The sequence below is a fragment of the Koromonas humicola genome (assembly GCF_059726255.1).
This window is the reverse complement of the sequence record NZ_AP040873.1, coordinates 4,500,918-4,525,647: the sequence shown is the minus strand read 5'-3', so window position 1 is coordinate 4,525,647 and position 24,730 is coordinate 4,500,918. Positions and strand designations below refer to the sequence as shown.

The following is a 24,730-nucleotide window of genomic DNA, read 5'->3' as shown; positions in this document are numbered from 1 at the left end:
TTTCTAGCTAAACCTTCTCTCGCCGTACAATGCTTTTGTGCAACTCCGCCAAGCCATCCATTCTGCGATCACCCAGCTCGAAAGCTCCGGCATCGAAGAACCCCGCATCTCCGCCGAAGTCCTTGCCTTCCACGTCTTCCAGTGCGACCGCGCATACCTCTTTGCTCACCCCGAGCGCGAACTGACGCCCGAGGAGCAGTCGCAATACGAAGCGCTCATCTCCCGCCGCGCCTCAGGAGAGCCCTTACAGTACCTCACCGGGCATCAGGAGTTCTGGAGACGCGATTTCCTCGTCACCCCGGCGGTCCTAATCCCGCGCCCAGAAACCGAACACATCATCGAAGTCGTCTTGCAGTTGATACAGCAACACTCGCTCGGTCCACGCCTCAAAATCATCGATGTCGGCACCGGCTCCGGAGCCATCGCAATCACGCTCGCATGCGAGCTACCTCAGGCCGAAGTCTTCGCCGTCGATCTTTCTCCCGATGCACTCGCCATCGCTCGCACGAATGCCGATCGCCTCGGCGCGCACGTACAATTCGCCGCGAGCGATGTCCTTGCCTCCATCCCGCGCGACGGAACGTTCGACTTCGTCGTTTCCAATCCTCCTTACGTCGGACTCAACGAGTCGGACAAAGTGCAGAATGTGGTGAAGCATTACGAACCGCACATGGCGGTCTTCGCCGGAGACACCGGTCTGGACGTGATCCGCCGTCTAATACCGCAGTCACACGAAGCTCTTCGCCCCGGAGGCTGGCTCCTGATGGAAATTGGCTACTCGCAATCCGACGCAGTCATGTCGCTCCTCGCTGGATGGAACGACGTGCACTCGGTTGCCGATCTAGCCGGGATTCCTCGTGTCATAGTTGCGCAAAAGAAATAGGCCCGAGATTGGGCCTATTCGCACAGTGTTCTAGGAGACTGTAGCTGCTGCTGAACGTTCCACGCTCACAGCTTTTGCATAACTCGCCAGCGCCAGCACAGGGAAGTAATCGCGGTACAGGTGATAGCTGATGTAAAAGACTCGCGGGAAACCAGTACCCGTGGTTATCTTTTCATCCCACGTTCCATCTGGACGCTGGTGTTCTTTCAACCACTTCACGCCCCTGGCGACTTCCGCTGTGTGAGTTTCCCCGGCTGCGATTAATCCGAGTACCGCCCACGCCGTTTGTGAAGGAGTGCTTTCTGTTCTCTCGAACTTGCCCGTGTCGTAACCTCGACAACTTTCTCCCCAGCCTCCATCACGATTCTGAACCGATTTCAACCAGTTTGCTGCCCCTGCAATCGCATGTGCGACGTTCGGATCGCCCGTCGCCTTCAGGCCGCGAACAGCGAGAAAAGTGCCGTAGATGTAGTTCACGCCCCAACGTCCGTACCAGCTTCCATTGGCTTCCTGCTGTGCAAGCAGATACGTGATTCCGCGTGCGATTGCCTCGTGGGTGTAGTCGAAACCGCGCTTGCAAAGTGATTCCAGCGTGCGCCCCGTGATGTCGGCGCAGGTTGGGTCCAGCATGGCATTATGGTCGGCAAAGGGAACCTTGTTCAGAATCTGCCAGTTGTTGTCGACGTCGAATGCGGCCCATCCTCCATCCGAGCTCTGCATTCCGAGCAGCCAGTTAATTGCCCGCTTCTCGGCACGCTCTTGTCTTTCAGGGTCGCTTGCCTTGGCATGGAGCAGTGCCAGCAACACCATCGCTGTGTCGTCTATATCGGGGTAGAACTCGTTTGCAAATTCGAAAGCCCAACCCGAGGGCGCCAAATCCGGACGCTTCCTCGCCCAATCACCCTTCCGGCGGACTTCTTTATCGAGCAGCCAGTCGGCTGCGGCTACGAGTTGTTTCCCCGCAGTTTCCCCAAGCTCTCCCAGTGCAAATGCGGCAATAGCCGTATCCCAGACTGGCGATTTGCAAGGCTGAAACAGCAGGCTTTCGCCTCGGTCCAGCATCAGGTCGTCAAAATACTGAATTGCCAGAAGCAGGTCCGGATGATCGCGCTCATATCCCAGCGCGTCCATGGCCATGACGGCGTACATCATGCTCGGATAAATTGCGCCCAGCCCTTCGCTGTACTGCAAATGCTGCAGCATCCAGTTCTCGGCTTGTCGAATTGCACTGTCACGAATCTTTCTAACGCTCTGCCGTTCCCAGCGTTTCAACAGCTTATCGGCGGTGATGAACAGATTCGCGATCCGGTCTTTTCTTTGCAGTGCAAATTTGCGTGTCGGGTGGATCAGCTCGTCAACTCGAAGCAGTCCGGGCGTAGGCTTCGTTCCACCGATGGCCTGCACGATCGAAAGCGGCACAATGATGCTTCGCGTCCAGGAAGACATTTCGTACAGGAAATTTCCCGGCAGCAGCATGAGTTCCGGAGGCACCGTGGGACAGAACTTGCGCGGAAACAGGTCGAAGAAGCTGAAGTTGATCTTCGTGTAGCTGTTGCACGCCTGTATGCCGCCGAGTTTGCGAATCATCGCCAGCGCCTTCTGCATGCGCGGGTGTTGCATGTCAGTGCCGACCATCTTCAGCGCCGTGTACGCGCGCACAGTCGCATTGATTTCCGATGGGCCGGGCACGTAAATGCTCCAGCCTCCGTCGGGGTTCTGCGTCTCCAGAATGACGCGCGCAACCTTCCGGATCTTCGCCATGGTCGGAGGATTCCACGTGCCATCTTCCGCCGCCGGATAAAGCCACATCTGCAGCAGGATGTAGTCGGCCTGCAGCGTCGAGTCGGCCGTCAGATCGCCACACCAGTAGCCTTCGCTATATTGCTTAGCCACCAAGGCACGCGACGCCTGTTTGGCCACCGATCTTGCTTCGTCTGCTGAGATCGCATTGAATGCGACCGCCGCTTCGTCTATCTGTGCTGTTTTTGTTTCGCCTGCAAATACCACTCCCGGTATTCTGTCCAATTCCAAGCCTCTCCAAAAACCTTCCAAAACCGTCAATTTCGAACAGCTCTTTTCAGCTTACGTCGTTCTACTTACGATCGTCAAAGCAAAATGCGTTACTTATCCACGGCGATTGCCATGCAGCCATAAGCAAGGGCTCTGTTCTGCATCAGTAATGGAGAGAACTTTCGAGCGGCGGTCCACGTTTGCAATGTTTGAGCGATACACAGAAAAAGCACGGCGCGTGATCTTCTTCGCCCGATACGAGGCAAGCCAATTCGGCGCTCCTTTTATTGAGACAGAGCATCTGCTGCTCGGATTGCTTCGTGAAGACAAGGCGCTGGCACGTTTGGTTCTGGCCTCGTCCACAACCGCCGAATCAATTCGCAAGCGCATAGAAGAAACCACGGTTATTCGCGAGAAAGTCTCAACCTCGGTTGACCTGCCGCTCAGCAACGAGTGCAAGCGTGTGCTCGCGTATGCCGCTGAGGAGGCTGACAAACTTGGACATAAACACATCGGCACCGAACATCTGCTCCTGGGTTTGCTGCACGAAGAGAAATTCACTGCTGCATCGCTGCTGAAACAATCGGGGCTCGATCTTCAAACGGCGAGAGATATGATCTTGGCCGCGATTCTTTCAGGCCCATCAACCCCGAAACCCGCCGCCTACACCCGTACCAGCACAGGCCAGAGCATCGAGTTCGTCTGCGGCACTGACCTCATCGCCTCCTTCGGAGCACCGCCTCATGCGCCTATTCCGCACATCGGCGAAGAAGTGATGTTCAAGAACAGGAATGAGGAAGACACGTCTTATCAGGTTGAAAACGTGACATACGTCTTCAACGCCGAACCTACCGAAGTAGCCACCGCTTATCAACCCTCAAGAATCCTCATCGAACTTAGACGAAAATAGGTCGGCCATTACTCCCTTTTCAACTCTGTAATTTCTACCCACCTGGCCCTATTCCTACCGTTCACCAGTGTCACTCTGTTTGTATTCTCGTTGAAAACAAGCGACTTACTTCTACTTTCAGTTTGGCATCTGAACTGTATTAGCAAGAGTGTCGCGGTACCGCACAGGGTAGCCTGAAAGCGGATCAGCCCGCCGGAGGAATGCTAATGAAAAACCGTTTCCTGTTTGCCTTGCCCCTGGTTGCCACACTTGCCCTGCCGGTCGTTGCGCAGCAAAGCAACCCAGTGCCGGATCAGCAGCAGCCCGCAGCCCAGACGCAGACGACTGATGCGAATTCGCCGATGGCCAATCCTGACAAGCAGCTCGAACCACTTCAGCCTCAGACCCGCGAAGGCTTCTGGGGTCATCTGAACCCGTTCGCCCGCAAGAAGTACGTTCAGAAGCAACTGGCTCCGATCCGCGATCGCGCCAACGAACTTGACGAACTGACGGCCTCGAACGCCCGCATGCTGAAAGACGTTGATGCGCGCGCCACCGCCGGAATCCAGCGCGCTGACCAGCACGCCTCCTTGGCCGACCAGCACGCGATGGACGCTGCTAACCGTGCAAACACGGCGAACCAGACCGCGCAGCAGGCCAGCACTCATCTGCAGACGGTTTCGCAGGTCGTAGCGAACCTTGATCAGTACCAGAGCGCGAACCAGGTTGAGATCCGCTTTAAGCCCGGCGCTACCACGCTGAGCAAGAGCGCAAAGGAAGCTCTCGACCAGCTTGCCGAGACCATGAAGGACCAGAAGGGATACGTTGTCGAAGTTCAGGGCTTCACGCCGGGACGTGGCGCAGGCTCGCTGCAGCAGTCGCAGCACTTGGCCGATGCCGTCGTCCGCTACCTGGTGATCAACCACCAGATTCCGGTGTACCGCATCTATGAACTCGGCCTTGGCAACGCGAAGATTGCGAATGCCTCCGACGACAACACCAAGCACGCTCGCGGCAGCCGTGTCGAAGTCACGCTCCTGAAGAACGGTGTAAGCGACCTCGCACAGCAGTCCGCACAGACTACGCCTTCGATGTCACAGCCTCAGTAACACGGGGACGAGGAAAAAGGGCGCGGGCCACACGGCTCGCGCCTTTTTGTATGCCTTCGTACGCTGATGGACTAGGCGAAGCCTCCCGCATTCATGCTATCTTTGGCCAGTCGATGCTATTTCCCGAGCCATCTGAGTTCTTCTTTACCGCAGGATACGAGTCGCCTGTTGGCCATCTCGACCTCGCCATGAGCGAGCGGGGTCTTGCCATGCTCGCCTTCGAGGGACACTTGATCGCTCCCTACGGCACAAAGGACGTTCGCTGGATCGAGGAGCCAGAGCGTTTCCGCAATGTCATGCGCCAGTTGGACGAATATTTTGCAGGCGAGCGCCGGAAGTTTGATCTTCCACTCGACCTGCGCGGGCCAGAGTTCCACGTTCGCTGCTGGCAGGCGCTTCTGCGAATCCCTTTCGGCGAGACTTGGTCCTACGCCAAACTTGCTCAGGAAGTTGGCTCTCCCCTGGCATCACGCGCCGTAGGACAAGCCAATCATCACAATCCCGTGGCGATCATAGTTCCGTGCCATCGAGTAATTGCCTCCAACGGCACGCTAGCCGGATTCGGAGGGGGCCTGCCCGCGAAGGAATTTCTGCTGCGGCTCGAAGGCGCACGCTTCCGCCCATCCGTCCCCAAGCAACCCAGCCTCTTCGGCGAACTCGCCGTCTAGCTCCGAAAAAAATCGCAGGTGCCCCACCTTCGACGCGCGTTTCATGCGCGGCTAAGGTGGGAAAGCAAAACGCCTCTGGGGCACGAATCCAGAAATTGCCCAGCCCGCAATGAAAAATCCCCGGCCGAAGCCGGGGAAAGTTCAGGAGGTTTCATCACTTCTGTGCGGAAACAGTTTTCACAACGTCGATATTGTCGATGACCTTGCGGTTCCACGCATAACTCTGTGCCAGGCGCACAGCCTGAAGGCGTTCTTCAGTACCCGCGGCTTGGCCCTGAATAGTGACCGAATCCCCATCTACATTCACTTTGATTGCAGAACTTGAGAGCTTTGGATCGCGAGCCAAGGCGTTTGCGATTTCGTTCTGGAGCGTCTGGGCATCGCGCGTGTCCTTGAGCGCCCACTCCGGGCGGTCGGGAATTTTCTTCACCGCCGGTGCTGGCGGAACCTGAGTCTCTACCTTCGTCGGCTCTGGAGTGGAAACTGCCTCGGGCTTTGGAGCAACCGAAACCGAAGGCTTCGGCTTCGCTGAGACGCGACGCATGGCAGGCTTTTTCGCCCCCGGCTTGGCGGGAGGACTTTGTTGATCAGCGGTTTTCAATGCCGCTTTCGGCTGTGCTGGAGCGGACTCCGCAGCAGCGGGGCGCGTAACCTTGGTTTTGGGTCGAGAATTCCCGTTGGTCGGCTCAATCACAATCTCCTGCGAGATTGCTCTGGCGGAAAACGCCGTCAATGCCAGAACCAGCAACAGAGATTTCTTGCCCAAAGAATCGCTCCCCTTCGCGGCTCGACTCATCGCGACCCACGTTGCTCAATATCTGAGATGCCGGAGAGCTTCCGGTCGCTGCCCGAACTTTGTTGTTCATTACTCACGTTCACAACCGGGAAGCCCTTTCAGGCCAACAATGTAAATGCTGTGCAATTCCGGATTCCGCAGTCTTGATGTGTAAGCTGGCCCGCCGTAAACTCCATCTCATGCATTCGCACGCCGGGCATTCTCACGCCCATGCTCATCCTCCGCTCAACAGCCGTGTGCTGCGCCTGGCTTTGGGATTCACGCTGGCGTACATTCTGCTGCTGCTGTTTGCGGGGTTTAAGGCACATAGCTTGGCGTTGCTTTCGGAAGCGGGACACAACGCTTCGGACTTTTTTGCCCTGCTGCTCTCGTGGCTCGCCGCGTACTTCGGTGAGCGCCCGCCTACGAGCACGAAAACCTACGGATGGCGACGCGCCGGAGTACTGGCTGCTTTCGTCAACGCCATCACCCTGATAGTCATTGCCGCCTTCATCTTCTACTCGGCAATTCACCGCCTGTATCATCCGGAAGCGGTGCATGCAGGCTTGATGATGTGGGTAGCCGCCGCCGGCGTTCTGCTCAATGGCGCCATCACGCTGATGCTCATGCGTGGCGCTCACGACCTGAACATGCGTTCGGTGCTGGTACACGAGATTGGCGACACGCTTTCGACTGCCGCCGTCATCGTGGGCGGCTGGGCGATTCTGTCCACTGGTCAGAACTGGATTGACCCGGCGCTCTCGATTGCGATTTCCGCTATGGTCTTGTGGTCGTCGATCAACATCGTGCGCGAAAGCATCAACATTCTTCTCGAAGGCGCACCCAGCAACATGGAGCTGGAGGAAATCGAGTCGGAGTTGCGCTCGATCAAGGGAGTGCTCGATGTCCACGATCTTCATGTGTGGAGCATCGGCAGCGACACCCACGCGCTCTCATCGCACATTACCATTGCCGACATTCCTCCTTCGGCCAGCAACGTCATTCTGGAAGAGATGCGCCACCTGCTCTCCGACCGTCACCACATCCACCACACAACCATTCAGTTTGAAAGCGCCGACTGCGACCTGCAACATGGATGCATTCTGCCCGTTCCTCACGAGCACAAGCACGACCACGGGCAGTCGCAGGCGGGACACTCACACTAGGAGAAGCAGGCAAATGCGCTGTTCGACTTTCACCGTTGTCGCTGTTGCTGCTCTCACACTCACCTTCGCCGGATGCAAATCCGAATCAGCCGCACCACCATCCCCGTCGGCGATCATCAATAACACGCGTGACCAACTCACGCCGTTTCGCTTCACGCTGACAACCGACCCCACTCCGCCGAAGTACAGCTCGCCAATCATGCTGAAGGTGCATGTGATCGATGCTGCCAACCAACCCGCCGACGGAGCAACCGTGAAAGCCGACGTCACCATGCCCGGCATGGAACACGGTGCCCAACACATCACCCTGAGCAACAAGGGTGGAGGCGATTACGAGGGACAGGTGAATCTGGAAATGGCTGGCCCGTGGGACGTGAACCTTTCCGCCTCACGCGACGGCAAAAGCCGCGAGCAGAAATTCAACATCGAGGTCGGCGGCTAGAGTCACACGGATCCCCGCAGTATCGTTCACAGGTCTACAGCCTGCGACGCTGCGCGCTTCCACTATCCCCGATGTTGAGCGCCGCGACCTGCTTCGAAGCTGGATTCTCTTCCGGAGCAGGTTGTGCGGGTGTTTCACCCGATCCCTGACCGGGATTCACTGGCGCGATATTCGGCACGACGTAGCGCTTGCCCTCCGCCTTCGCGCGCTGCTTGTCTGCATACACCTTGATGATCTTCGAAGCGACGATTCCGGAGCGCCATCCCCATCCAGCACCCTGGCTCAGAACCGCCACAACGATTTCCGGATTGCGACGCGGAGTGAAGCCCACAAACCAGGCGTTGTCCTCATACTTCTTGTTCGAGAGTCCCATCCGCTTGCGTGTCTCCAGCGAGACCGTCTGTGCCGTGCCTGTTTTTCCGGCAAAATCGATTCCCGGCAGATGCGCCGCAGCAGCCGTGCCTGTGGTCGTCACCTGCGCCATGGCATCTGTGACGAGGGTCCAAGCTTCAGGGGAAAAAGATACCTGCCTTCGCGATGCCACATTGCTCCGACGAAGATTGTCCGGTAATCCCTCCTCGCGGACCACATGCGGCGTGTAAAGCGTGCCATTGTTGGCTACTGCGCCGATCGCACGCGCTAGCTGAACAGGCGTAGCCGCCACAGCTCCCTGGCCAATGCTTACCGATATGGTTTCGCCCGCATACCACTTTCGCTTGTAGTATTTTGCCGCCCACTCCTCGCCCGGCATCACGCCCGCAGCCTCTTGCGGCAGATCGATTCCCGTCTTCTGCCCCAAGCCGAAGGCCCTCGCGTATTGCGAGATGCGGTTTATTCCCAACTTCGCCCCAAGCGCGTAAAAATATGTATCGCAACTGAGCGCAATCGCCTCGGCCATGTTCACCGGCCCATGGTGGCGGTCGCACCTGAAGAAGTGCCCATAGTAATCCGCGCCGCCAGCGCAGTTGATCCTCGTCTCGGGCGCAATTGCATTTTCCTGCAATGCCGCGACGGCCATGAGAACCTTGAACACGGAACCCGGTGCAAGCTGCGCCTGAATCGCCTTGTTCAATAGCGGCTTATCCGGATCGCTCAACAGCGCCTGCCAGTCCTTGTTAGAAATCCGCACGGCAAATGCATTCGGATCGAACGTCGGACGACTCACCATCGCTAGTACTTCGCCATTGCGCGGGTCCAACGCAACAACCGCGCCAGGATTGTTCCCCAGAGCCTGTTCCGCAGCGATTTGAATATCGAGATCAATTGTCAGTTGCAATTGCTTGCCGGGGATCGCCGGGGTATCGCTGAGTTCGCCGACCTCCTTGCCCTTGCTGTTCACCATCACCCGTCGCGAGCCATTCTTGCCCATCAACAGGTCGTTGTATTCCGCCTCCACGCCGCTCTGTCCGACGACATCGCCCGGACTATACAGCTCATACCGCGGATTCCTGAGCATGTCTTCACTGACTTCGCCAACATACCCGATGACGTGCGCCATGAATCCAGCTTTCGGATACAGCCGACGATGCACCGTGATGACGTCCAGTTCGGGAAGCTCGTTTCGATGCGACTCGATAAACGCTAGCTCATCCGGAGCAATGTCATATTTCAGAAAGATTGGCTGGTACCCTGGCAGCGCCGTCAGCCGATGAATCCGCTGCTTCATTTCATCGGGGTCGAGGTGGAGTCCCGCAGCAATGGCATCGAAATCCTGCTCATTAAGCTTGCCTTGCCCCCGCAGCAACAGCGCCGAAAAAGATGGATAGTTGTCGACAATGATGCGGCCTTCGCGATCGAGAATTCTGCCGCGCGGCGCAAGGATGGGCACCTCTTTGATGCGGTTCTGCTGCGCCATTGCTTCGTAGTAATCGCTATGCACGACCTGAAGCCGCCACAGCCCATAAATCAACAGCAGGAAGATGCCAACCACGCAATACTGCGCAATCGTCAGACGGAGTTGTGAAACCTTTTCTTCGCGTTCGAACATGAATTGACCGGCGCGGACGTACAGGTTGTGCACCAGTCAATGCCACCCTGCAAGACAGGATGTCGGCGCGCCTGTGTCTCTCGCTAAGGTTCAATTCTAAGCTGAATGCTAAGAGTTTTCCCTCAGGCCTGACGGACTGTTACAAGCTAAACCCGCCGCCATCTGCTTGGGGTGGCCCAGAGTTGGCGAATTTCCAATTCTGGGACTGCGGCCATGAGCGCCAGCTGTCATGCGCATGACAGTATTCGGATTCTCGACAACGATAGCCCTGAATATTGTTTCTCCCCTCAATTCGAACACTTAGGCTCATAATTGCCCCTAATCAGAGTAGAGGGAATTGATGGAAGCTCGGCTACATGAAGCGCACCTGGTTCTTCGGTCCCAGTGTCGGGATCGTGAGGCGCTTGAAGAACTGTTGCGAGCAGTGCAGAGTCCTCTCTACGCATATGTGCGACGGATGGTGGGTACCGAAGGCGCAGAAGACGTGCTACAGGAGGTCTTTCTGCAGATCTGCCGTGACCTGTCGGCTCTTTCGGAGCCCTTGTATTTCCGCGCGTGGACATATCGAATCTCAAGCCGGGCTTGTTTCGCTTACCTTCGCCGCAAGCGTTTGTGGCAGGCCAAGTGTGACGAGGAGATCGAAGTTGATAATCTCCCTGCGCTCGAAGAAGCCGATGCGACTGTATTTACGTTAGACGTCCACCGCCTGCTGACCCATGTTTCACCCGCAAGCAGAGCCGTGCTGGCTCTGCACTATTTGCATAACCTCACGATTCAGGAGGTCGCCGACGTCCTGCAGTTGAGTCCCGGAACGGTGAAATCCCGACTCGCCTACGGTCTCAAATGCATGAGGGCTGCCACAGAAAGGCAAATATGAATTCAGCTTCAGATGCAACAGAATCCGCATTACGCAAGACGCTGGACAAAGTTGACCGCAGAGGGAAGGTGATCCGCTTCATGTCAGTAGGCCTCTTCCTGATGGCATGTTTCGCGTTCATCGAGGTGTTCAAAATCTCAGACGTCCTGCGAACGAATTCCTCACGTGACTTCCAATGGGTAGAGTTCCAGATAGCGAGTCTTGCGCTGGTGCTTTGGACCGGCAGCCTCGCGCTCGGAATCATAGGAGTGGTTCACGCGAGAGCAAAGGAGATACTGAAAGCCATCCAGTTGATTTCCGATTCAAGAACTCTATAGCCAAACGGTGGAGTCGCTATCACTCCCGTAGCCATGCACTGACCAGCCTCCGCTATGACGTGAGGCCGCCACACGATCTCATGATGCTTAGGGTGGCCCAGAGTTGGCGTCTTTCCAACTCTGGGGCTGCGGCCACGTTGGAGCAGTCTAACGCAATACCTGAACCAACGACTTACACCGGGGGGTGTCATACTTCGAGCAAACGACCATGAAAACCATTGCGATTATGCTTCTGCTTAGCTATACCGGATTGGCTCAGCTTGTTGGGTTCGGCAGCCGTGACGCTAATTACTGCGATAAGCTCCAAGTCACCCCTAATCTTAGTTTGCACTCGGCGACTGTGGTTAGAGGACAGGTAACAGATCAGACCGGCGCAGTATTCAAGAACACACCTATCGAGCTGCGTCGATTTGTATCAGCAACTAAGCCGGTCACAGTTGCAAAAGCAGTCACTGGCAATGATGGCAAGTTCGACCTCGGCTCGATTCCAAAGGGAGGTTATCGTCTAATCGCTTCACCTACCCGAGCGTTCAAACAGCCATCTGAGTTGTGGTGCAGGGCTGACGCACCTTGTAACTTGAAACTGACCCTGCGAGTGAATCCGACCGACCAGCCGGATTCTCAGTGCCCGGTTAAGTGATCGGATCTAGACGGCCTATTCTTAGGAGGGCAGCGTTGAGTTATATTCACGATGCAATCTTCGCTTCCGCACCCTGCCTCTCATAGATTTCTCTGACCCGATCCAACGTATCGATTTCGCTCGCGGGCTTGTCTTCACGCAGGCGCACAATTCGCGGGAAGCGCAGTGCGTAGCCGCTATTGTGGCGATCCGAACGCATCACCGCATTGAACGCCACTTCGATCACTATCGTGGGTTCAACTTCGTGTACGTGTCCGCGTTGGATTATCGTGTGCTGTTTGAACCACTCCGTCATGCGCAGAATTTCCGCATCGGTCAGCCCGGTGTAGGCCTTGCCGACATTAAGCAAGCGGTCGCCGTCGCGCACGGCAAACGTGTAGTCGCTCAGAACCTGCGCCCGATGTCCATTGCCATATTCGGCGGCAGTCACTACGACATCCAACGTCGCTAACTCGCGCTTCAACTTCAACCAGTTCTTGCCACGACGCCCCGGAGTGTATTCGGACTTCGCCTGCTTGATCATCAAGCCTTCGTTGCCTCGCGCCTGCGCCGCATTGAAAAGCTCTTCCAAATGCGCAGAAGAGTGCGCCTCAACTTCCGGCGCGAGCAGGATGCGATCCTCAGGAGCTGGTGAGTTGTCTTGTGGTTCTTCAAATTGCAGCATCGTGGGGAACGGCTGCGACTGCTGTTTGCGACCGGAAAACAGCGAGCCCAGCAACTCTTTGCGCTCGAGCAGCGGGCGTGCAATCGTCAGTTGTCCGCCGAGTGCGAGGACATCGAACACAACGTATGACACCGGGATATCGCGCTGCATGGCAGCCGTTACGCGTTTGCGTCCCAATCGCTTCTGCAACTCGCGAAACGGTCGTGCACGGCCATTGTTCCAAGCCAGCACCTCGCCATCGAGCACCACGTCCTGTGTGAAAGTTGCAAGCGGCTCAACCAACTCGGGAAATGAACCACTGATTTCATCGAGGGTGCGCGAATAGATGCGTACCTTGCCCGTCGCTGCCTCGACGTGCGCCTGCGCGCGGATGCCATCGTACTTGTCCTCGATGATGGCGTCCGAGAACTCCCCAAAGGCCTCCTCCGCATCGGCCGCGGGCGATGCCAGCATGAAGCCAATAGGATGAAACAGCCGCATGCGCGAATCCTGCAATCGATGCTCGGCTGCCAGCAACAACGTTTCCGCCACATCCCCCGTAAGCATGGCCGTACGCTTCACAGCGTCTACCTCGGCACCATACGACTTCGCGATGGCCTCTTCGACGAGGCTTTCCTTCAGGCCGATACGCATTTCGGCCAGCATGATCTTCACAATGTACTTGGCTTCGAGCGGCGAGCATTGCGCGAGCAGCGCGTTAAGCAATGCTAGCTTTGCTGCCGGCCCACGCGCTTCGGCTAATGCATCGAAGCTCCCAGCAAGCTGCTGCAGGATCAACACTCCGCCGCGCTCATTGCGCGCACGAAAAGCCTCCTCGGCCGCACTGCCCAGGTCACGATGTTTGCGAAACGCCTCTGCCAGCGCTTCGTCATCACCGGACACTTCGGCCAGCGCACGCCACAGAAGATTCCCCCCAGCCTGCAACGTTCTCTCTTCCCACGCAGCAAAGGGACGCCCGCCCAAGTATCGTGCGGCCAATCCAGCTTCGGCTACTGGCAGGCTGCTCAGATATGCGGCCACGACTGACACCTTCTCGCTCTTGCGCGAGGTGGCCGCGACGGCTTCACAGACCGCACCGAAATTTGCAATAGAGTCCGAACCCACGCAGCTTTGGATGCTCCGCAGGTTCAGTGAGATAGCAAATGAGAAGGAAGGAGAGTTCTGGGGATAGGCTAGTGAACTTTGCGCAGCTCGATTTGTCCCATCATGGTGCGCACCTGAACGAGCGGCCCGCCGCCGTGAATAGCACCATCCACAGCAATACTGCGCGGCCCGTACTCCGACATTCCATTGGAAATCTTCAGGTCCGGAAATTCGCTGACAATGCGCTTCGAAGGGCTGGCGCCCGTGACGGCGTGCACGTTTCCGGGTACCCCATGGGCGAAGAACACGACAATGTCTCCCATCGAAGTCACTAGTTCAGAGTCGTGCATAGAATTGCGATTCCCAATAAATTCAGCAGTGATGCGCCCCATGCCGGTGTGCGCCTGCGCTCCTTGAGATAGCTTCCAGAGCTCGATGTTGCCCAATGCGGTGTTTGCCACCACCGCGTTGTGCGCTACTCCAACGCGAATCGATCCGCCACCGGTCTCAGCCGTTACCGCTCCGCCCATTTCGCCGAGATTGATGTTGCCTCCATCGGTGTGCACCAGCAGCGACCCCAGGCAGCGAACAACTTCGATGTTTCCTCCGCCCGAACGAATGCGACCCCTCGCAATCGCCTTCAGCCAGATGTTTCCGCCGAGAGAAAGTATTTCCAGATCGCCCGTCGAGGCATCAACGCGAATATCGCCGCCCCCGGTCTGAATGAACGAATCGCCGAGCCTGCGATTCACAATCACCGAGCCGCCCATGGTGACGGCCTTCAATTCATTCGCATCATCGAGCTCAATATCTCCGCCATGCGTGCGGAGGTCGAGTTTGTTGACTTTGCCGCTGATTGTGATCTTGCCTGCAAGCGTATCGACGTGAATTGTCTCCATGCCACCCGGGACCTGCAACACCAGTTCCGAGCGCAGTCCCAGATCAATGGGACCAACGGTCTGAATAACAGTCTGCCCACCTTTGCGCATGAGCATCAGCCGGTAGTTTGCGAACTGCTTGCGGGCCGTAGCCTCTACCGGTTCCTGCGAATGCACGCGAACAACATAGCTACCACTTTTCGCACCGGTCACGACGCGTACCGATCCGACAAAGCGCGTGACTGCCAGAGCCTTGTCGCTGGTCAATGGACCGGAGTGCTCCTCAACCCAGCCGCGGCCTTCGCGCTCTACGTGTTGGTCGGCCAGCGCCGGAGCGACGAGCGCAACCATCACCAGCAGACATGCTGCCTGCATCCGACCCTTGCCGATGATTCTCACTGCCTGACCGCCTAACGTATTGAGCATGGGAAAAGGTCAGCCAGTTCCTTGATTACGAAATTCATTGATTAGTGTCTATCTACTTACTCAGCGGTCGCGGGCTGCGCGAGCAACCGCGCCGATCCCTGCCGCACAAATTCGTTCGGATCTTCTTTCGCCAACTGCGTCAACGCCTGTCGCACACTCGTGTCGCTTCGCACAGCGCCCAAGGCTTTCAATGCTCCAGCCCTCACCCCCGGATTGTTGTCGTTGAGCAGTGATTCCAGCATCGCGTTACGCACGCGAATATCCTGTTTCACCATCGGAGCCAGCGCTTCCTCCGCCTTCAATCTCACGCCAGGATTACTGTCTGTGCGCAGCGAATACACAAGACTCTCGCGGACTGCCGGATCGTCCGGCTTCTGCCGCAGCAGATCGACCGAATTAATGCGTAGTCCGGAATCAGCCGTGCTGCGCGACGCCATTACAAGCAGCGCCTGAATCTGAGGATCGTTTACCGATCCCTGCACGGTTTCCGGCAGAGCGCGCTCGTAATCAATGCGCACGCGGTCTGTACCCGGTTCCTGAATGATGTTGCGAATTCCTGCAATCGAGGCTTCCTGCTGCTGGGCGCCTGCGCCACCGTGCAGCCCGGCGCTCATGCGATACATGGTGCCCAAACCACCACCGAAACCAACCATGAAGATCACAGCAGCCAGCGCGGGGGAGAACTTCACCTGCCACATCCACGCCATCGGGTCAAAGGTGAATCGCCAGCCGCGACGTTTGGGTTCGGTCTCAAGTGCTTGCGAGAACTGAATACGCGCTGAAGCCAGGAGGTTGGGGGTCACCTCGAGCTGAGGTAGTTCGCTCATCACGCCTTGGAATGCACGCATCGACTCCAGCTCAGCCTTACATTCGGTGCAGCGATCGACGTGCGACTCCAGCTCGTGACGGGCGTCATCGGTCAGCTCGTCGTATAGATACAGCGCGATGTTTTCCCGAACCCAATCGCAATTCATAGTTGCCTTCTTTACTTCTTACGTCTCACTTTATGTCCGCCAGCGCGGCTCTCAATTTCTGCGTCGCTCGAAAGAGTGTGTTCTTCGCCGTCTCTTCCGTTGTGTTCAGAGCCTCGCCAATGGTGCGCAGCTTCAAACCTTGATAGTGCTTCATCTCGAAAACCACGCGCTCTCTCGGACTCAGCTTGGTCAACGCTTTAGCAATGCGCGTACCCAGCTCGCGACGCATCAAGTCCTGCTCAGGACTCGCTCCAGCGCGCTCGTCCGGAACCTGATCCAGCAGATCGAACTCTTCGCCGTCCGAGCTGACCCGCACCGAAGGATCTTCCTTCCGCACCTGCTTGCGCCGGAGGTAATCCATGCACAAGTTCGAGACGATCCGGTAAACCCAGGTATAGAAAGAACACTCAAACCGGAAGCTGTTCAGGTTGCGGTAAACCTTCAGGAAAGCTTCCTGGTAGATGTCCCTGGCTTCCTGCTCCGAGCCTGTCAGGTGCAGGGCCAACCGCAGTACCGGCTGATCGTACTGGCGCACGAGTTCTTCGAACGCCGCATGATCTCCATGCTGCGCCGCGCGAATCAATTCAGCGTCATTCACCCGGCCCGGGCCTTGCCCCACCATGTCTTCCTCTGGGGATCTCTGCCTTTGCCCGGAACCCTCGACGTTGATGTCTGACCGCGGCGGCCAGAGTACATTGCTCACAGGGTTGGACGGAACAAAGTACAGTCCGTTAGCAATCTATTTTGCAGTTCTGAATAAAGAAAGGCCAGCGCCCTCGGACGCCGGCCTCTCACTTACCTTTTGAACCAAACTACTCAGCGGCTGCTTCGCTGTCCTGCTTGGTAACCGTGACCTTGATCTGCACAGTGACTTCCTTGTGCAGCTTAATCGGCACATTGAACTCGCCGAGAGACTTGATCTGCTGATCGAGCTCAATCTTGCGGCGATCAATGTTGAATCCTCGGCCTTCGAGTTCGTGCGCGATGTCGGACGAGGTGACCGAACCGAATAGCGCATCGTTCTCGCCCGCCTTGCGGACAAAGTGGAGGCTGACGCCATCAAACTGCTTCGCCAGCAGTTCGGCATCGCCCTTTTCCTTCGCCAGCTTGCGAACCGCAGAGGCCTTCATCTGCTCGATGACGGCCTTGTTCGCCGCCGTAGCCTGAACCGCGAGCTTCTTGGGCAACAGGTAGTTGCGACCGTAGCCTTCGGCCACATTCACCACTTCGCCCCGCGCGCCCAACTTGGCAACATCTTCTTTCAGAATGACTTCCATGACTCAATTCCTCTCTAGTTTCAGCCGTGCGCCAGGGGCTCAGTGCCCGGCGGCAAACGGCAGCAGAGCGATGTTGCGCGCCTGCTTGATGGCCTCGGTAACGCGGCGCTGGTGCGGGGTGCAAACGCCCGTCAGGCGGCGAGGAACGATCTTGCCACTCTCGGCCACGAAGCCGGAAAGCAAGCGAACGTCCTTGTAGTTAATGTTGTCTATCTTCTCGGTGCAGAATTTGCAAACCTTCTTGCGCCGGAAGAACTTGCAGCCACCGTCGCGGCCCGTGCCACCGGGGCGTCCGCCCTGGCGCGGTCCCGACGAAGAACGGGGACCCGAGGGACGTGCTGCGGCATCAGGTGCCGCTGCTTCGGACTTTTCCGGAGCTGCCTGTTTGGTGCTCTCGTCTGCCATAACTCTCCTTGTTGGCGCCCGCGGCGCCTGAACTTATGTTGCGAGCGCGACCTTTCGCGCTCCCCGCCGCATCTCTATCGAGAGGTGCGGTTGCTTACACAGTCGCCGGAGGAACTTCCGCCGGAGCTGCTTCCGAAGTCTCAGCCTGCGCAGTAGCGGCAGCGGTTTCGGCTGCCTGAGCTGCTGCAGCCGCGGCCTGACCCTGCGTTCCCTGGCCGCGCACCTTCGAGTCACGCAGCTTCTTGACCTTCGCCAGCCGCTTTTCTTCCTCGTCGGTACGCACGGTGATGAACTTGATAACAAGTTCCTGCACACGGAGGCGGCGTTCCAGTTCCTTCAGCACCGAACCGGGACCTTCCACGAAAGCCAGAATATAAAGACCATCCTGGAACTTCTTCACCGTGTACGCCAGGCGGCGCTTGCCCATGCGCTCAAAGCCCGTCACCTTGCCGCCCGTCGCGGCAACATTTGTCTCCATCGTCTGCAGGAGGCGCTCGACATCCTCCTCGGGTGTATCGGGACGAAGGATGAACATCACTTCATATTTGCGATCCATCTGTTCTCTCCTGGGCTGCGCTCGCGCTGGCCCTAATCCTTACTCCGCCTGCCCGGCGTCGTTCCCTTTTTTGTTAAACCGGTTCATTGCGGCTGACGCTCCTTGCGTCAAAATCACTCGAACCGCTTCACTGCTCGCGTCCAGGGCCTCATCGGCCAATTGCAAATGCGCCTTCCGTATAGGTGACAGCAAGTATTCCTTGCCGTTTGTCACCTGGTGCCCAGGCGCTACCCCCAGACGAATCCGCAGGAACTCCTGCGAACCACCGAGGCAGGCGATGATCGACTTCATCCCGTTATGCCCGCCAGCACTGCCACGCTCGCGAACCCGGATAAAGCCGTACGGGAGTGCCAGGTCGTCGTACAACACGATCAGGTCCTTTGCTGGATCACATTCGTAATGCTCCAGCAACTCCCTGACTGACTCTCCGCTGAGGTTCATGTAGGTTTCCGGCTTAGCCAGCAATGCTGGCTCACCTTCCAGAACCGCTCGCGCCGTAACTGCCTTGCAGTGGCGGTTTGTAACTTTCACTCCGCACTGCCCGGCGATGCGATCGATCGCCAGAAACCCCATGTTATGCGGTGTGAACTGGTACTCGATGCCCGGATTCCCGAGCCCGACAATCAGTTTCACCCTTCGAACCTTTCCATCACCGGCTCAGGCAGCACGAAATGCTGCGAACCACAATGAGCCCGGCCATCCACTATTTCTTCTTTGTATCCTTGCCTGCAGCTTCGGGCTCCGCTTCAGTCTTGCCCTTCTTGATGACTTCGGGCTCAGCAGCAGCAGTCTCAGCACCTTCCGCCGGAGCAGCAGCGACTTCTTCCTTAACGAAGGTGATATGCACGACCGTAGAATCGGCATCGTTCAAGTACTTGATGGCCGGGTTCTGCGGCAGGTCGGCGACACGGATTGCGTCTCCCTGGCCCAGGTTGGTGACGTCCACCGAGATGAAAGATGGGATGTCCATCGGCAGACACTCGATCTGGATTTCGCGGAGAACCAGATCCAGCAGGCCGCCTTCTTCCTTGGTACCCTTGGCTTCGCCTTCGACGTGAACCGGCACCGAAAGACGCATCTTCTGATCCATCGCGATGCGCTTCAGATCGACGTGCAACAGATTGCCCTTCAGGGGTTCGTACTGCCAATCCACCACCATCGCCTTGGCGTTTTCGCCTTCGAGGGTGATGTCAAAAATCGTGTTGTGACCCGAATCCGAGTGCAGGATCTTCAGAATCTGCTTCGGATCGACGGCGATTGCGCGCGGGTCCTTCTTGGCACCATACAGCACTGCCGGAATCAATCCGGTGGTGCGCAGACGGCGCGCAGCGTTCTTGTCGGAAGCTTCGCGAATCTTCGCTTCCACGGTGTTTGTTGCGGTTGCGGTTGCCATCAGTTTCAGTCCTTCTACGTCTGAATTCAGTTCGACGCCCTGTTGCAACACATGCGACAGGACTTAGCTAAACAGCTTGCTCACCGAGGTCTCTTCGTGGATCGACTGGATCGCACGCGCGATGAGACCGGCGATCGAAAGCACCTTGATCTTCGGTTCCTTCTGTCCCGCCTCGCTCAGCGGAATTGTGTTGGTAACAATCAGCTCTTTCAGGTTCGACTTTGAGATGCGCTCGATTGCCGGTCCGGAAAGCACTGCGTGGGAGGCACAGGCAGAAACCGAAACCGCGCCGTTGTCCAAAAGCGCCTGTACGGTTTTCACCAGCGTTCCCGCCGTGTCCACAATGTCATCTAGGATCAGGCAAGTGCGGCCACGCACATCGCCGATCACGTTCATCACTTCAGTTACGTTGATCTCCGTACGGCGCTTGTCAACGATCGCCATCGGAGCATCCATTTTCTTTGCAAAGAAGCGGGCGCGCTCCACGCCGCCAGCGTCAGGAGAAACTACCGTCAGGTTCGGCAGGTTCAATTTCCGGAAATGATCGACCAGAACCGGCGAAGCAAAAAGGTGATCCACGGGGATGTTGAAGAAGCCCTGGATCTGCGGAGCGTGAAGGTCAACAACGAGGGCGCGATTGGCGCCAGCAGTGGTAAGAATATCGGCAACGAGTTTGGAGCTGATCGGAACGCGGGGCTTGTCTTTGCGGTCCTGCCGGGCATAGCCAAAATAAGGAATCACAACGGTGATGCGGCGCGCCGACGCACGCTTGAGCGCGTCGATGATCAGCAACAACTGCATCAGATTGTGCGATACAGGATCGCAAGTGGGCTGAATGATGAACACATCAGCACCGCGAACGTTCTCCAGAATCTGAACGTAGATTTCACCATCGGAGAACTGAGTCAGGAACATCTGCCCAACCGGAAGACCTAGGAAATCGCAGACTTCCTTTGCCAACCCAGGATTGGACGTGCCGCAAAAAATCCGAAGCTTGTCATCGCGGCGAACGGTTACCGGTTTCTTGTCACTCTTAGGTTGCTCGGCGGCTCCCTTAACCGGGGTCGCTGATCCTACTTCCGGCGCCGTCTGCGTGGCTTCGGCGGCTGCCGCTACTGAACTCGTTTTCGGTACTGCTTCCATCGTTATCCTCGCGGGGGACTGGTTGATCCCCACCTGATTCGCGTGAAATTCGAAGTTGCCGCACGCGACACCGTCAATCGCTGCGCGATTGAACAATCTCGCGGCACAGCTCTGATGCCAGTATTGCTTACCTGTGGTCTGGCTGGGCGGCCAGGATTCGAACCTGGACGAAGTGCTCCAAAGGCACTTGACCTACCATTAGTCTACCGCCCAGTAAGAATCGCCGAACCTACTTCACAAACATCTGCCCGCGATACGCACTGCGGGGCAGCGTTTCTGTGACGGTGGTTACCAATCCTTCCGCGCTCATCCGTTCGGCTGCTTTTAATGCGTGCTCACGAGTACTGAACAAACCGTACATCGTAGAGCCCGATCCAGAGAGCGAAGCATAATTGGCACCTTCGCGTTCAAGCACTCGCTTCACGTCACGCAATTCGGGATACTGAGGAAAGACGACTCTTTCGAAATCGTTTTCTATCCCGGCTCGGACGAGGTCGAGAAGCGGAGTCTCGGCCCGGTCCCCGTTTTCAACGGGAACACCGGATTCATGCAGGTGGCTCAACCACTCAAACGAAGAGCGATTGAACTTAGATAGTGTAACGGAGCCCTGATTCTGCGTCAAACTCGATGGCTCAGGCTGGCTCTCCATCAGGGTGTCCCAGTCACGAAAGGCCTGCGGAGTCGATACGGCGACCTTAGGCGTGACCAGCACGCACGAAACCGCCGGGAGATCCTGAAGAGGATAGACCTGCTCGCCCCGTCCAACTCCCAGCACGGTTCCACCCAGTAAGAACAAGGGCAGATCGGAACCGACTTCAGCCGCAATGCGCAAACGCTCGTGCGCCGGCAGTTCCTCTTTCATCTCACGCTCAAGGGCAAACAGTGTGGCAATTGCATTTGATGAACCCGCGCCTAATCCGCCCTGCACCGGAAGGTTCTTCTCGATGGTGATCGTGACCTTCGTGCGCTGCTTCCAATAGCGCAGCATGCGGTCGGCAACTCGATAGCATGTGTTGCTCTCGTCACAGGGAACCTGCGGGTTCTTGCAGCGGATCTCGATGTTGCTGCCCCGCGAGGCTTCGACGCGAATCAGGTCATGGGCGGCGATCGTCTGGTAGATGGTCTCCAGCGTGTGCATGCGGTCGGGGCGCACGGCGCCAATCGCCAATCCGACGTTGATTTTTGCAAACGAACGAACTGTGACTGCCATGAGGTGATTCTACTAGGAGCGGCTGTGGAACGAGAATCTCGGAAACGATTGCTGAAGATGTAAATAGGATTGAGCCAAAAACTTAACCCGAACGTCACTCGGCCGACTGAGGGAGCAAGGATTACCTCTTTTGCCATCTCCGGAACAAAAGAGTGTTAGCCAGATGGTATATGGTCCCGAGACTAAGAATTTTCGATCCCGATGCTAACGACTCTGTCGCTGGTTCGTCTAACGAGCATAAGAAAACAACCTCCTTTAGCATCTTGGAGGCGTGGAGCGAATCCACGTCTCTATTTTTTTGCGGCTGCAAATGTTCACAGCATCCCGGATTTCAGCCAATCTAATTTGCGAGGCTGAATACGCGGCGTGAAGTGCACGGCTGAGAAGCTTCGTCTATCATGGGAGGCCAGAATGAAAGGAGCGCGCAGAATGGGCTTTAGGAAAGCAGCGTGGCATCTGCATTTTGCGGCCGTGCTGAGTTTTCTGATCCTGCCGGGAGTTATGAAGGCTGGAGACACAAGTGCGCTGCGACCTCCGCAGGGAGCATCGGTAGCGCTGATCGCCTTTGAGGATCTGCAATGCCCGGACTGCGCCGCCGCTGAACCTCTTCTGCAAGAGGCTGCGACGAAGTACAAGATTCCGGTTGTTCGGCGCGATTTTCCGCTGCCGCAGCACAATTGGAGCTTTGAGGCGCATGTTATGGCCCGCTACTTCGACACGAAGTCACTCGCGCTGGGTGAGGAGTTCCGCCGCTGGGTCTATGCCAATCAGCAGTCGATCAACAAAGAAAACCTGTCGGGCATGGCAGAGCGATTTGCTGATCAGCATGGGCTCGAGTTTCCAGAAAACTACGACCCGGCGGGTGAGTTGAAGGCGAAAGTTCAAGCCGATTACGTTTTGGGGCAGCGGGCGGGAGTGGTTCACACTCCAACCGTGTTTGTAGTGAGTGATAGCAAGCGCGGTGCACCATTTATTGAAACTCTGGACCGGGCGCAGTTATTTGCAATGATCGAGCAGTTGCAGGCGGACAAGAAGTAGAGCGCTTCCTGCGAAGAAACGTGAAGGGAATAGAACAATAATGAAGACCAACAAGGTTGCAGCGAAGTTGATAACGCTGGTTGCAGTAATGATGATGGCGGCTTCGGCCGCATGGGCGGGCGACACTAGCGCGCTGCATCCTCCGGCTGGGAGCCGGATGGCACTGGTGGTGTTTGAAGACCTGCAATGCCCGGCGTGCGCAAAGGCCGATCCGCTGCTGATTCAGGCACAGCGCAATTACGGCGTCGCACTGGTACGTCATGACTTCGTGATTCCAAACCATCCGTGGAGCAAGGAAGCGCACATCATGGCGCGCTACTTCGACACGCAGTCGCCGCAACTCGGCGAGGAGTTCCGCCGCTACATCTTCGCGAACCAGGGATCGATCTACAAGACGAACCTGCGTCAGTTTGCCGACAAGTTTGCTGCCGCACATCACACGGCTCTGCCCGCGTTCTACGATCCGAGCGGCGCACTTAAGGCAAAGGTCGAGGCGGACACCCAGCTTGGAACCGCCACCGGCGTACATCAGACGCCGACGATCTATGTCGTGAGCAATTCATCGCGCGTGCCGTATGTCGAGGTGACGGACCAGTCGAAGCTGTTCGAGACAATTGAGCAGGTGAAGTCAGCTATGGGACCAGAACCGACGACCAAGAAGACAGTGAAGAAGAAGTAAGTCTGGTTACAGATCAGATCAAGGCCACCCTCGGGTGGCCTTTCGTTTGAGTGAAGAGAGATTCTTCCTAACGTGAGTAGGTTTATGATCAGTGCGCGCTTCTGCGCGGGTGCGAAGGATAACGTGAGCGAGGAAAATCAGGGGCAAAAGCAGGGCCGGCGCGAATTTCTGAAGGTGGGCGGAGCAGCAACGGTTGGGCTGCTGACGAGTTCGGCGTTGGCAGAGACTACGAAGGTCGAGACGAAGGCGGGGCTGCCGTTTAACCCTGTGACGCAGACGGCGATGCCGACACGAAACCTGGGCAAGACCGAATTTCGCGTGGGCATCTTCAGCCTGGGCGGGCAGGCTGCGCTGGAGCGCGGGCACAACGCCGATGTCGCGGTTCCGATCATTGAGCGTGCGCTCGATTTGGGCGTGAACTATATCGACACTTCGTCGATCTACGGCGGGCCGGAACGCTGGAGCGAGCAGTATGTCGGCGCGGTGATGCAGCGGCGTCGGAATGAGGCATTCCTCGCGACCAAGACGAAGGAGCGCACTCGCGACGCTTCGCTACGGATGATTGAGAAGTCGTTGCAGTTGTTGAAGACCGATCATGTGGATCTGTGGCAGTTGCACGACGTGGGCACGCTGACCGATGTCGAGCAGATTTTTGCCAAGGGCGGTGCGATAGAAGCTCTACGTGAAATGCAGGAGCAGAAGGTGGTTCGCTTCCTGGGCGTGACCGGGCACTATCGTCCCGAGGCGCTGATCGAAAGCATCAGGCGGCATCCGTTTGACACCGTGTTGATGGCGATGAACGCGGCGGATTCGCACCACTACAGTTTCGACAAAGAGCTGCTGCCGCTGGCTGTTGAACGTCAAATGGGAATTATCGGAATGAAGATTCCAGCGCGCGGCAGGATTTTGTCCACGTGGACGCCGCCGTCGATGGAGCAGCAGAAACATTCCTGGGAAGGCACGGTACTAGCTCCGACGCCGGGAACTCTGACAATGCGCGAGGCGATGTACTACACGCTATCGCGTCCGGTAAGCACGGTAATTATTGGCTGCGATACGGTGGCGCAGTTGGAAGAGAACGTTAAGCTGGCAAAGGAGTTCACGCCGCTGAGCGACAAGCAGATGGCGGAACTAGTAGCCAGAGCCGAGCCGGTTTCGAAGCAGTCGTTGTTTTTCAGGTTTTACGAGAGAGCGTAGATATGATGATTGGTCGAGGAGGCCGCCGCGAGGCGGCCTTCTTT

General features: G+C 57.1%; 25 protein-coding genes, 1 tRNA gene and 1 pseudogene. 12 read left to right on the top strand and 15 right to left on the bottom strand.

Features of this window, described 5'->3' with window-relative positions; all coding sequences use genetic code 11:
• The first annotated feature begins 37 nt into the window (after positions 1-37).
• The gene (gene prmC, locus AC6IZD_RS19745) at positions 38-883 is read left to right on the top strand and encodes a peptide chain release factor N(5)-glutamine methyltransferase (protein ID WP_497785457.1); all 846 of its coding nucleotides are present in this window, start codon (positions 38-40) and stop codon (positions 881-883) included.
• A gap of 30 nt (positions 884-913) precedes the next feature.
• Here the strand turns inward: prmC and shc are convergent, their stop codons facing one another.
• Positions 914-2,908 (bottom strand): squalene--hopene cyclase, encoded by a 1,995-nt coding sequence (shc, locus tag AC6IZD_RS19740; protein ID WP_497785455.1) that lies wholly within the window; start codon positions 2,906-2,908, stop codon positions 914-916.
• Between the two features lie 190 nt (positions 2,909-3,098).
• On the opposite strand from shc, the pseudogene AC6IZD_RS19735 reads away from it, so the two are divergent.
• The 3 genes and pseudogenes from AC6IZD_RS19735 to AC6IZD_RS19725 form a co-directional block, all read left to right on the top strand.
• Positions 3,099-3,506, top strand: a pseudogene (locus AC6IZD_RS19735) (Clp protease N-terminal domain-containing protein); the annotation flags it as partial.
• 503 nt (positions 3,507-4,009) lie between these two features.
• Positions 4,010-4,891 (top strand): OmpA family protein, encoded by an 882-nt coding sequence (locus AC6IZD_RS19730; RefSeq protein WP_497785453.1) that lies wholly within the window; start codon positions 4,010-4,012, stop codon positions 4,889-4,891.
• A 50-nt stretch (positions 4,892-4,941) separates the two neighbouring features.
• Complete coding sequence (locus tag AC6IZD_RS19725; RefSeq protein ID WP_497785451.1) at positions 4,942-5,559, top strand: methylated-DNA--[protein]-cysteine S-methyltransferase; 618 nt, start codon at positions 4,942-4,944, stop codon at positions 5,557-5,559.
• Positions 5,560-5,713: 154 nt separating this feature from the next.
• On the opposite strand, the gene AC6IZD_RS19720 is transcribed toward AC6IZD_RS19725, so the two are convergent.
• On the bottom strand, positions 5,714-6,325 hold the full coding sequence (locus AC6IZD_RS19720) for a BON domain-containing protein (RefSeq protein ID WP_497785449.1): 612 nt from the start codon (positions 6,323-6,325) through the stop codon (positions 5,714-5,716).
• 176 nt (positions 6,326-6,501) lie between these two features.
• Here AC6IZD_RS19720 and AC6IZD_RS19715 point away from each other — a divergent pair, with 176 nt between their 5' ends.
• On the top strand, positions 6,502-7,500 hold the full coding sequence (locus AC6IZD_RS19715; RefSeq protein WP_497785447.1) for a cation diffusion facilitator family transporter: 999 nt from the start codon (positions 6,502-6,504) through the stop codon (positions 7,498-7,500).
• Positions 7,501-7,513: 13 nt separating this feature from the next.
• A complete protein-coding gene (locus AC6IZD_RS19710) occupies positions 7,514-7,942 on the top strand; it encodes a FixH family protein (protein ID WP_497785445.1) in 429 nt (142 codons plus the stop codon).
• A 34-nt stretch (positions 7,943-7,976) separates the two neighbouring features.
• On the opposite strand, the gene mrdA is transcribed toward AC6IZD_RS19710, so the two are convergent.
• Positions 7,977-9,929: a penicillin-binding protein 2 gene (gene mrdA / locus AC6IZD_RS19705; protein ID WP_497785443.1), complete on the bottom strand. Its 1,953-nt coding sequence runs from the start codon at positions 9,927-9,929 to the stop codon at positions 7,977-7,979.
• Positions 9,930-10,269: 340 nt separating this feature from the next.
• Between mrdA and AC6IZD_RS19700 the strand changes: the two genes are divergently transcribed.
• The 3 genes from AC6IZD_RS19700 to AC6IZD_RS19690 all read left to right on the top strand — a co-directional run bounded on the left by AC6IZD_RS19700 (position 10,270) and on the right by AC6IZD_RS19690 (position 11,763).
• Entirely contained in the window at positions 10,270-10,806 is a 537-nt protein-coding gene (locus AC6IZD_RS19700) for an RNA polymerase sigma factor (protein ID WP_497785441.1), read from the top strand.
• Positions 10,803-11,123, top strand: coding sequence for a hypothetical protein (locus tag AC6IZD_RS19695; RefSeq protein WP_497785439.1), 321 nt, complete (start codon positions 10,803-10,805; stop codon positions 11,121-11,123). The genes AC6IZD_RS19700 and AC6IZD_RS19695 overlap by 4 nt, the downstream gene beginning before the upstream one ends.
• A gap of 208 nt (positions 11,124-11,331) precedes the next feature.
• On the top strand, positions 11,332-11,763 hold the full coding sequence (locus tag AC6IZD_RS19690; RefSeq protein WP_497785437.1) for a carboxypeptidase-like regulatory domain-containing protein: 432 nt from the start codon (positions 11,332-11,334) through the stop codon (positions 11,761-11,763).
• A gap of 46 nt (positions 11,764-11,809) precedes the next feature.
• Here the strand turns inward: AC6IZD_RS19690 and AC6IZD_RS19685 are convergent, their stop codons facing one another.
• The 12 genes from AC6IZD_RS19685 to ispE form a co-directional block, all read right to left on the bottom strand.
• Positions 11,810-13,531, bottom strand: coding sequence for an ATP-dependent DNA ligase (locus AC6IZD_RS19685; protein ID WP_497785435.1), 1,722 nt, complete (start codon positions 13,529-13,531; stop codon positions 11,810-11,812).
• Between the two features lie 68 nt (positions 13,532-13,599).
• On the bottom strand, positions 13,600-14,814 hold the full coding sequence (locus AC6IZD_RS19680) for a DUF4097 family beta strand repeat-containing protein (protein ID WP_497785433.1): 1,215 nt from the start codon (positions 14,812-14,814) through the stop codon (positions 13,600-13,602).
• 56 nt (positions 14,815-14,870) lie between these two features.
• Complete coding sequence (locus tag AC6IZD_RS19675) at positions 14,871-15,788, bottom strand: HEAT repeat domain-containing protein (protein ID WP_497785431.1); 918 nt, start codon at positions 15,786-15,788, stop codon at positions 14,871-14,873.
• Positions 15,789-15,813: 25 nt separating this feature from the next.
• On the bottom strand, positions 15,814-16,410 hold the full coding sequence (locus tag AC6IZD_RS19670) for an RNA polymerase sigma factor (protein WP_497785429.1): 597 nt from the start codon (positions 16,408-16,410) through the stop codon (positions 15,814-15,816).
• 190 nt (positions 16,411-16,600) lie between these two features.
• Positions 16,601-17,065 carry a 50S ribosomal protein L9 gene (gene rplI, locus AC6IZD_RS19665; RefSeq protein ID WP_497785427.1) on the bottom strand — a complete coding sequence of 155 codons (465 nt, stop codon included), beginning with the start codon at positions 17,063-17,065 and terminating at the stop codon, positions 16,601-16,603.
• 39 nt (positions 17,066-17,104) lie between these two features.
• Positions 17,105-17,470, bottom strand: a complete 366-nt coding sequence (gene rpsR, locus AC6IZD_RS19660; protein ID WP_497785425.1) for a 30S ribosomal protein S18 — start codon at positions 17,468-17,470, stop codon at positions 17,105-17,107.
• Positions 17,471-17,564: 94 nt separating this feature from the next.
• Positions 17,565-18,026, bottom strand: a complete 462-nt coding sequence (rpsF, locus tag AC6IZD_RS19655; RefSeq protein WP_497785423.1) for a 30S ribosomal protein S6 — start codon at positions 18,024-18,026, stop codon at positions 17,565-17,567.
• A gap of 39 nt (positions 18,027-18,065) precedes the next feature.
• Positions 18,066-18,659, bottom strand: coding sequence for an aminoacyl-tRNA hydrolase (pth, locus tag AC6IZD_RS19650; RefSeq protein ID WP_497785421.1), 594 nt, complete (start codon positions 18,657-18,659; stop codon positions 18,066-18,068).
• Between the two features lie 70 nt (positions 18,660-18,729).
• Complete coding sequence (locus AC6IZD_RS19645) at positions 18,730-19,419, bottom strand: 50S ribosomal protein L25 (RefSeq protein ID WP_497785419.1); 690 nt, start codon at positions 19,417-19,419, stop codon at positions 18,730-18,732.
• A gap of 63 nt (positions 19,420-19,482) precedes the next feature.
• Complete coding sequence (locus AC6IZD_RS19640; protein ID WP_497785417.1) at positions 19,483-20,562, bottom strand: ribose-phosphate diphosphokinase; 1,080 nt, start codon at positions 20,560-20,562, stop codon at positions 19,483-19,485.
• A gap of 139 nt (positions 20,563-20,701) precedes the next feature.
• Positions 20,702-20,775 (bottom strand) — tRNA-Gln (locus tag AC6IZD_RS19635).
• A gap of 16 nt (positions 20,776-20,791) precedes the next feature.
• Complete coding sequence (gene ispE / locus AC6IZD_RS19630; RefSeq protein WP_497785415.1) at positions 20,792-21,772, bottom strand: 4-(cytidine 5'-diphospho)-2-C-methyl-D-erythritol kinase; 981 nt, start codon at positions 21,770-21,772, stop codon at positions 20,792-20,794.
• 429 nt (positions 21,773-22,201) lie between these two features.
• On the opposite strand from ispE, the gene AC6IZD_RS19625 reads away from it, so the two are divergent.
• From AC6IZD_RS19625 to AC6IZD_RS19615, 3 genes are all read left to right on the top strand, one after another.
• Positions 22,202-22,810, top strand: a complete 609-nt coding sequence (locus tag AC6IZD_RS19625) for a DsbA family protein (protein WP_497785413.1) — start codon at positions 22,202-22,204, stop codon at positions 22,808-22,810.
• A gap of 40 nt (positions 22,811-22,850) precedes the next feature.
• Complete coding sequence (locus tag AC6IZD_RS19620) at positions 22,851-23,489, top strand: DsbA family protein (protein ID WP_497785411.1); 639 nt, start codon at positions 22,851-22,853, stop codon at positions 23,487-23,489.
• Positions 23,490-23,573: 84 nt separating this feature from the next.
• Positions 23,574-24,686, top strand: coding sequence for an aldo/keto reductase (locus tag AC6IZD_RS19615; RefSeq protein WP_497785409.1), 1,113 nt, complete (start codon positions 23,574-23,576; stop codon positions 24,684-24,686).
• Positions 24,687-24,730 lie beyond the last annotated feature (44 nt).

Bases quoted from the DNA above. Each gene is read 5' to 3' on its own strand.
- ispE (WP_497785415.1), bottom strand. From the start codon at position 21,772: ATGGCAGTCACAGTTCGTTCGTTTGCAAAAATCAACGTCGGATTGGCG.
- AC6IZD_RS19710 (WP_497785445.1), top strand. From the start codon at position 7,514: ATGCGCTGTTCGACTTTCACCGTTGTCGCTGTTGCTGCTCTCACACTC.
- AC6IZD_RS19730 (WP_497785453.1), top strand. From the start codon at position 4,010: ATGAAAAACCGTTTCCTGTTTGCCTTGCCCCTGGTTGCCACACTTGCC.
- AC6IZD_RS19725 (WP_497785451.1), top strand. From the start codon at position 4,942: ATGCCTTCGTACGCTGATGGACTAGGCGAAGCCTCCCGCATTCATGCT.
- rpsF (WP_497785423.1), bottom strand. From the start codon at position 18,026: ATGGATCGCAAATATGAAGTGATGTTCATCCTTCGTCCCGATACACCC.
- AC6IZD_RS19645 (WP_497785419.1), bottom strand. From the start codon at position 19,419: ATGGCAACCGCAACCGCAACAAACACCGTGGAAGCGAAGATTCGCGAA.
- AC6IZD_RS19695 (WP_497785439.1), top strand. From the start codon at position 10,803: ATGAATTCAGCTTCAGATGCAACAGAATCCGCATTACGCAAGACGCTG.
- AC6IZD_RS19715 (WP_497785447.1), top strand. From the start codon at position 6,502: ATGTGTAAGCTGGCCCGCCGTAAACTCCATCTCATGCATTCGCACGCC.
- AC6IZD_RS19615 (WP_497785409.1), top strand. From the start codon at position 23,574: ATGATCAGTGCGCGCTTCTGCGCGGGTGCGAAGGATAACGTGAGCGAG.
- AC6IZD_RS19700 (WP_497785441.1), top strand. From the start codon at position 10,270: ATGGAAGCTCGGCTACATGAAGCGCACCTGGTTCTTCGGTCCCAGTGT.
- AC6IZD_RS19690 (WP_497785437.1), top strand. From the start codon at position 11,332: ATGAAAACCATTGCGATTATGCTTCTGCTTAGCTATACCGGATTGGCT.
- AC6IZD_RS19625 (WP_497785413.1), top strand. From the start codon at position 22,202: ATGGGCTTTAGGAAAGCAGCGTGGCATCTGCATTTTGCGGCCGTGCTG.
- AC6IZD_RS19640 (WP_497785417.1), bottom strand. From the start codon at position 20,562: ATGGAAGCAGTACCGAAAACGAGTTCAGTAGCGGCAGCCGCCGAAGCC.
- AC6IZD_RS19675 (WP_497785431.1), bottom strand. From the start codon at position 15,788: ATGAATTGCGATTGGGTTCGGGAAAACATCGCGCTGTATCTATACGAC.
- AC6IZD_RS19620 (WP_497785411.1), top strand. From the start codon at position 22,851: ATGAAGACCAACAAGGTTGCAGCGAAGTTGATAACGCTGGTTGCAGTA.
- rpsR (WP_497785425.1), bottom strand. From the start codon at position 17,470: ATGGCAGACGAGAGCACCAAACAGGCAGCTCCGGAAAAGTCCGAAGCA.
- AC6IZD_RS19670 (WP_497785429.1), bottom strand. From the start codon at position 16,410: ATGGTGGGGCAAGGCCCGGGCCGGGTGAATGACGCTGAATTGATTCGC.
- mrdA (WP_497785443.1), bottom strand. From the start codon at position 9,929: ATGTTCGAACGCGAAGAAAAGGTTTCACAACTCCGTCTGACGATTGCG.
- AC6IZD_RS19680 (WP_497785433.1), bottom strand. From the start codon at position 14,814: ATGCTCAATACGTTAGGCGGTCAGGCAGTGAGAATCATCGGCAAGGGT.
- rplI (WP_497785427.1), bottom strand. From the start codon at position 17,065: ATGGAAGTCATTCTGAAAGAAGATGTTGCCAAGTTGGGCGCGCGGGGC.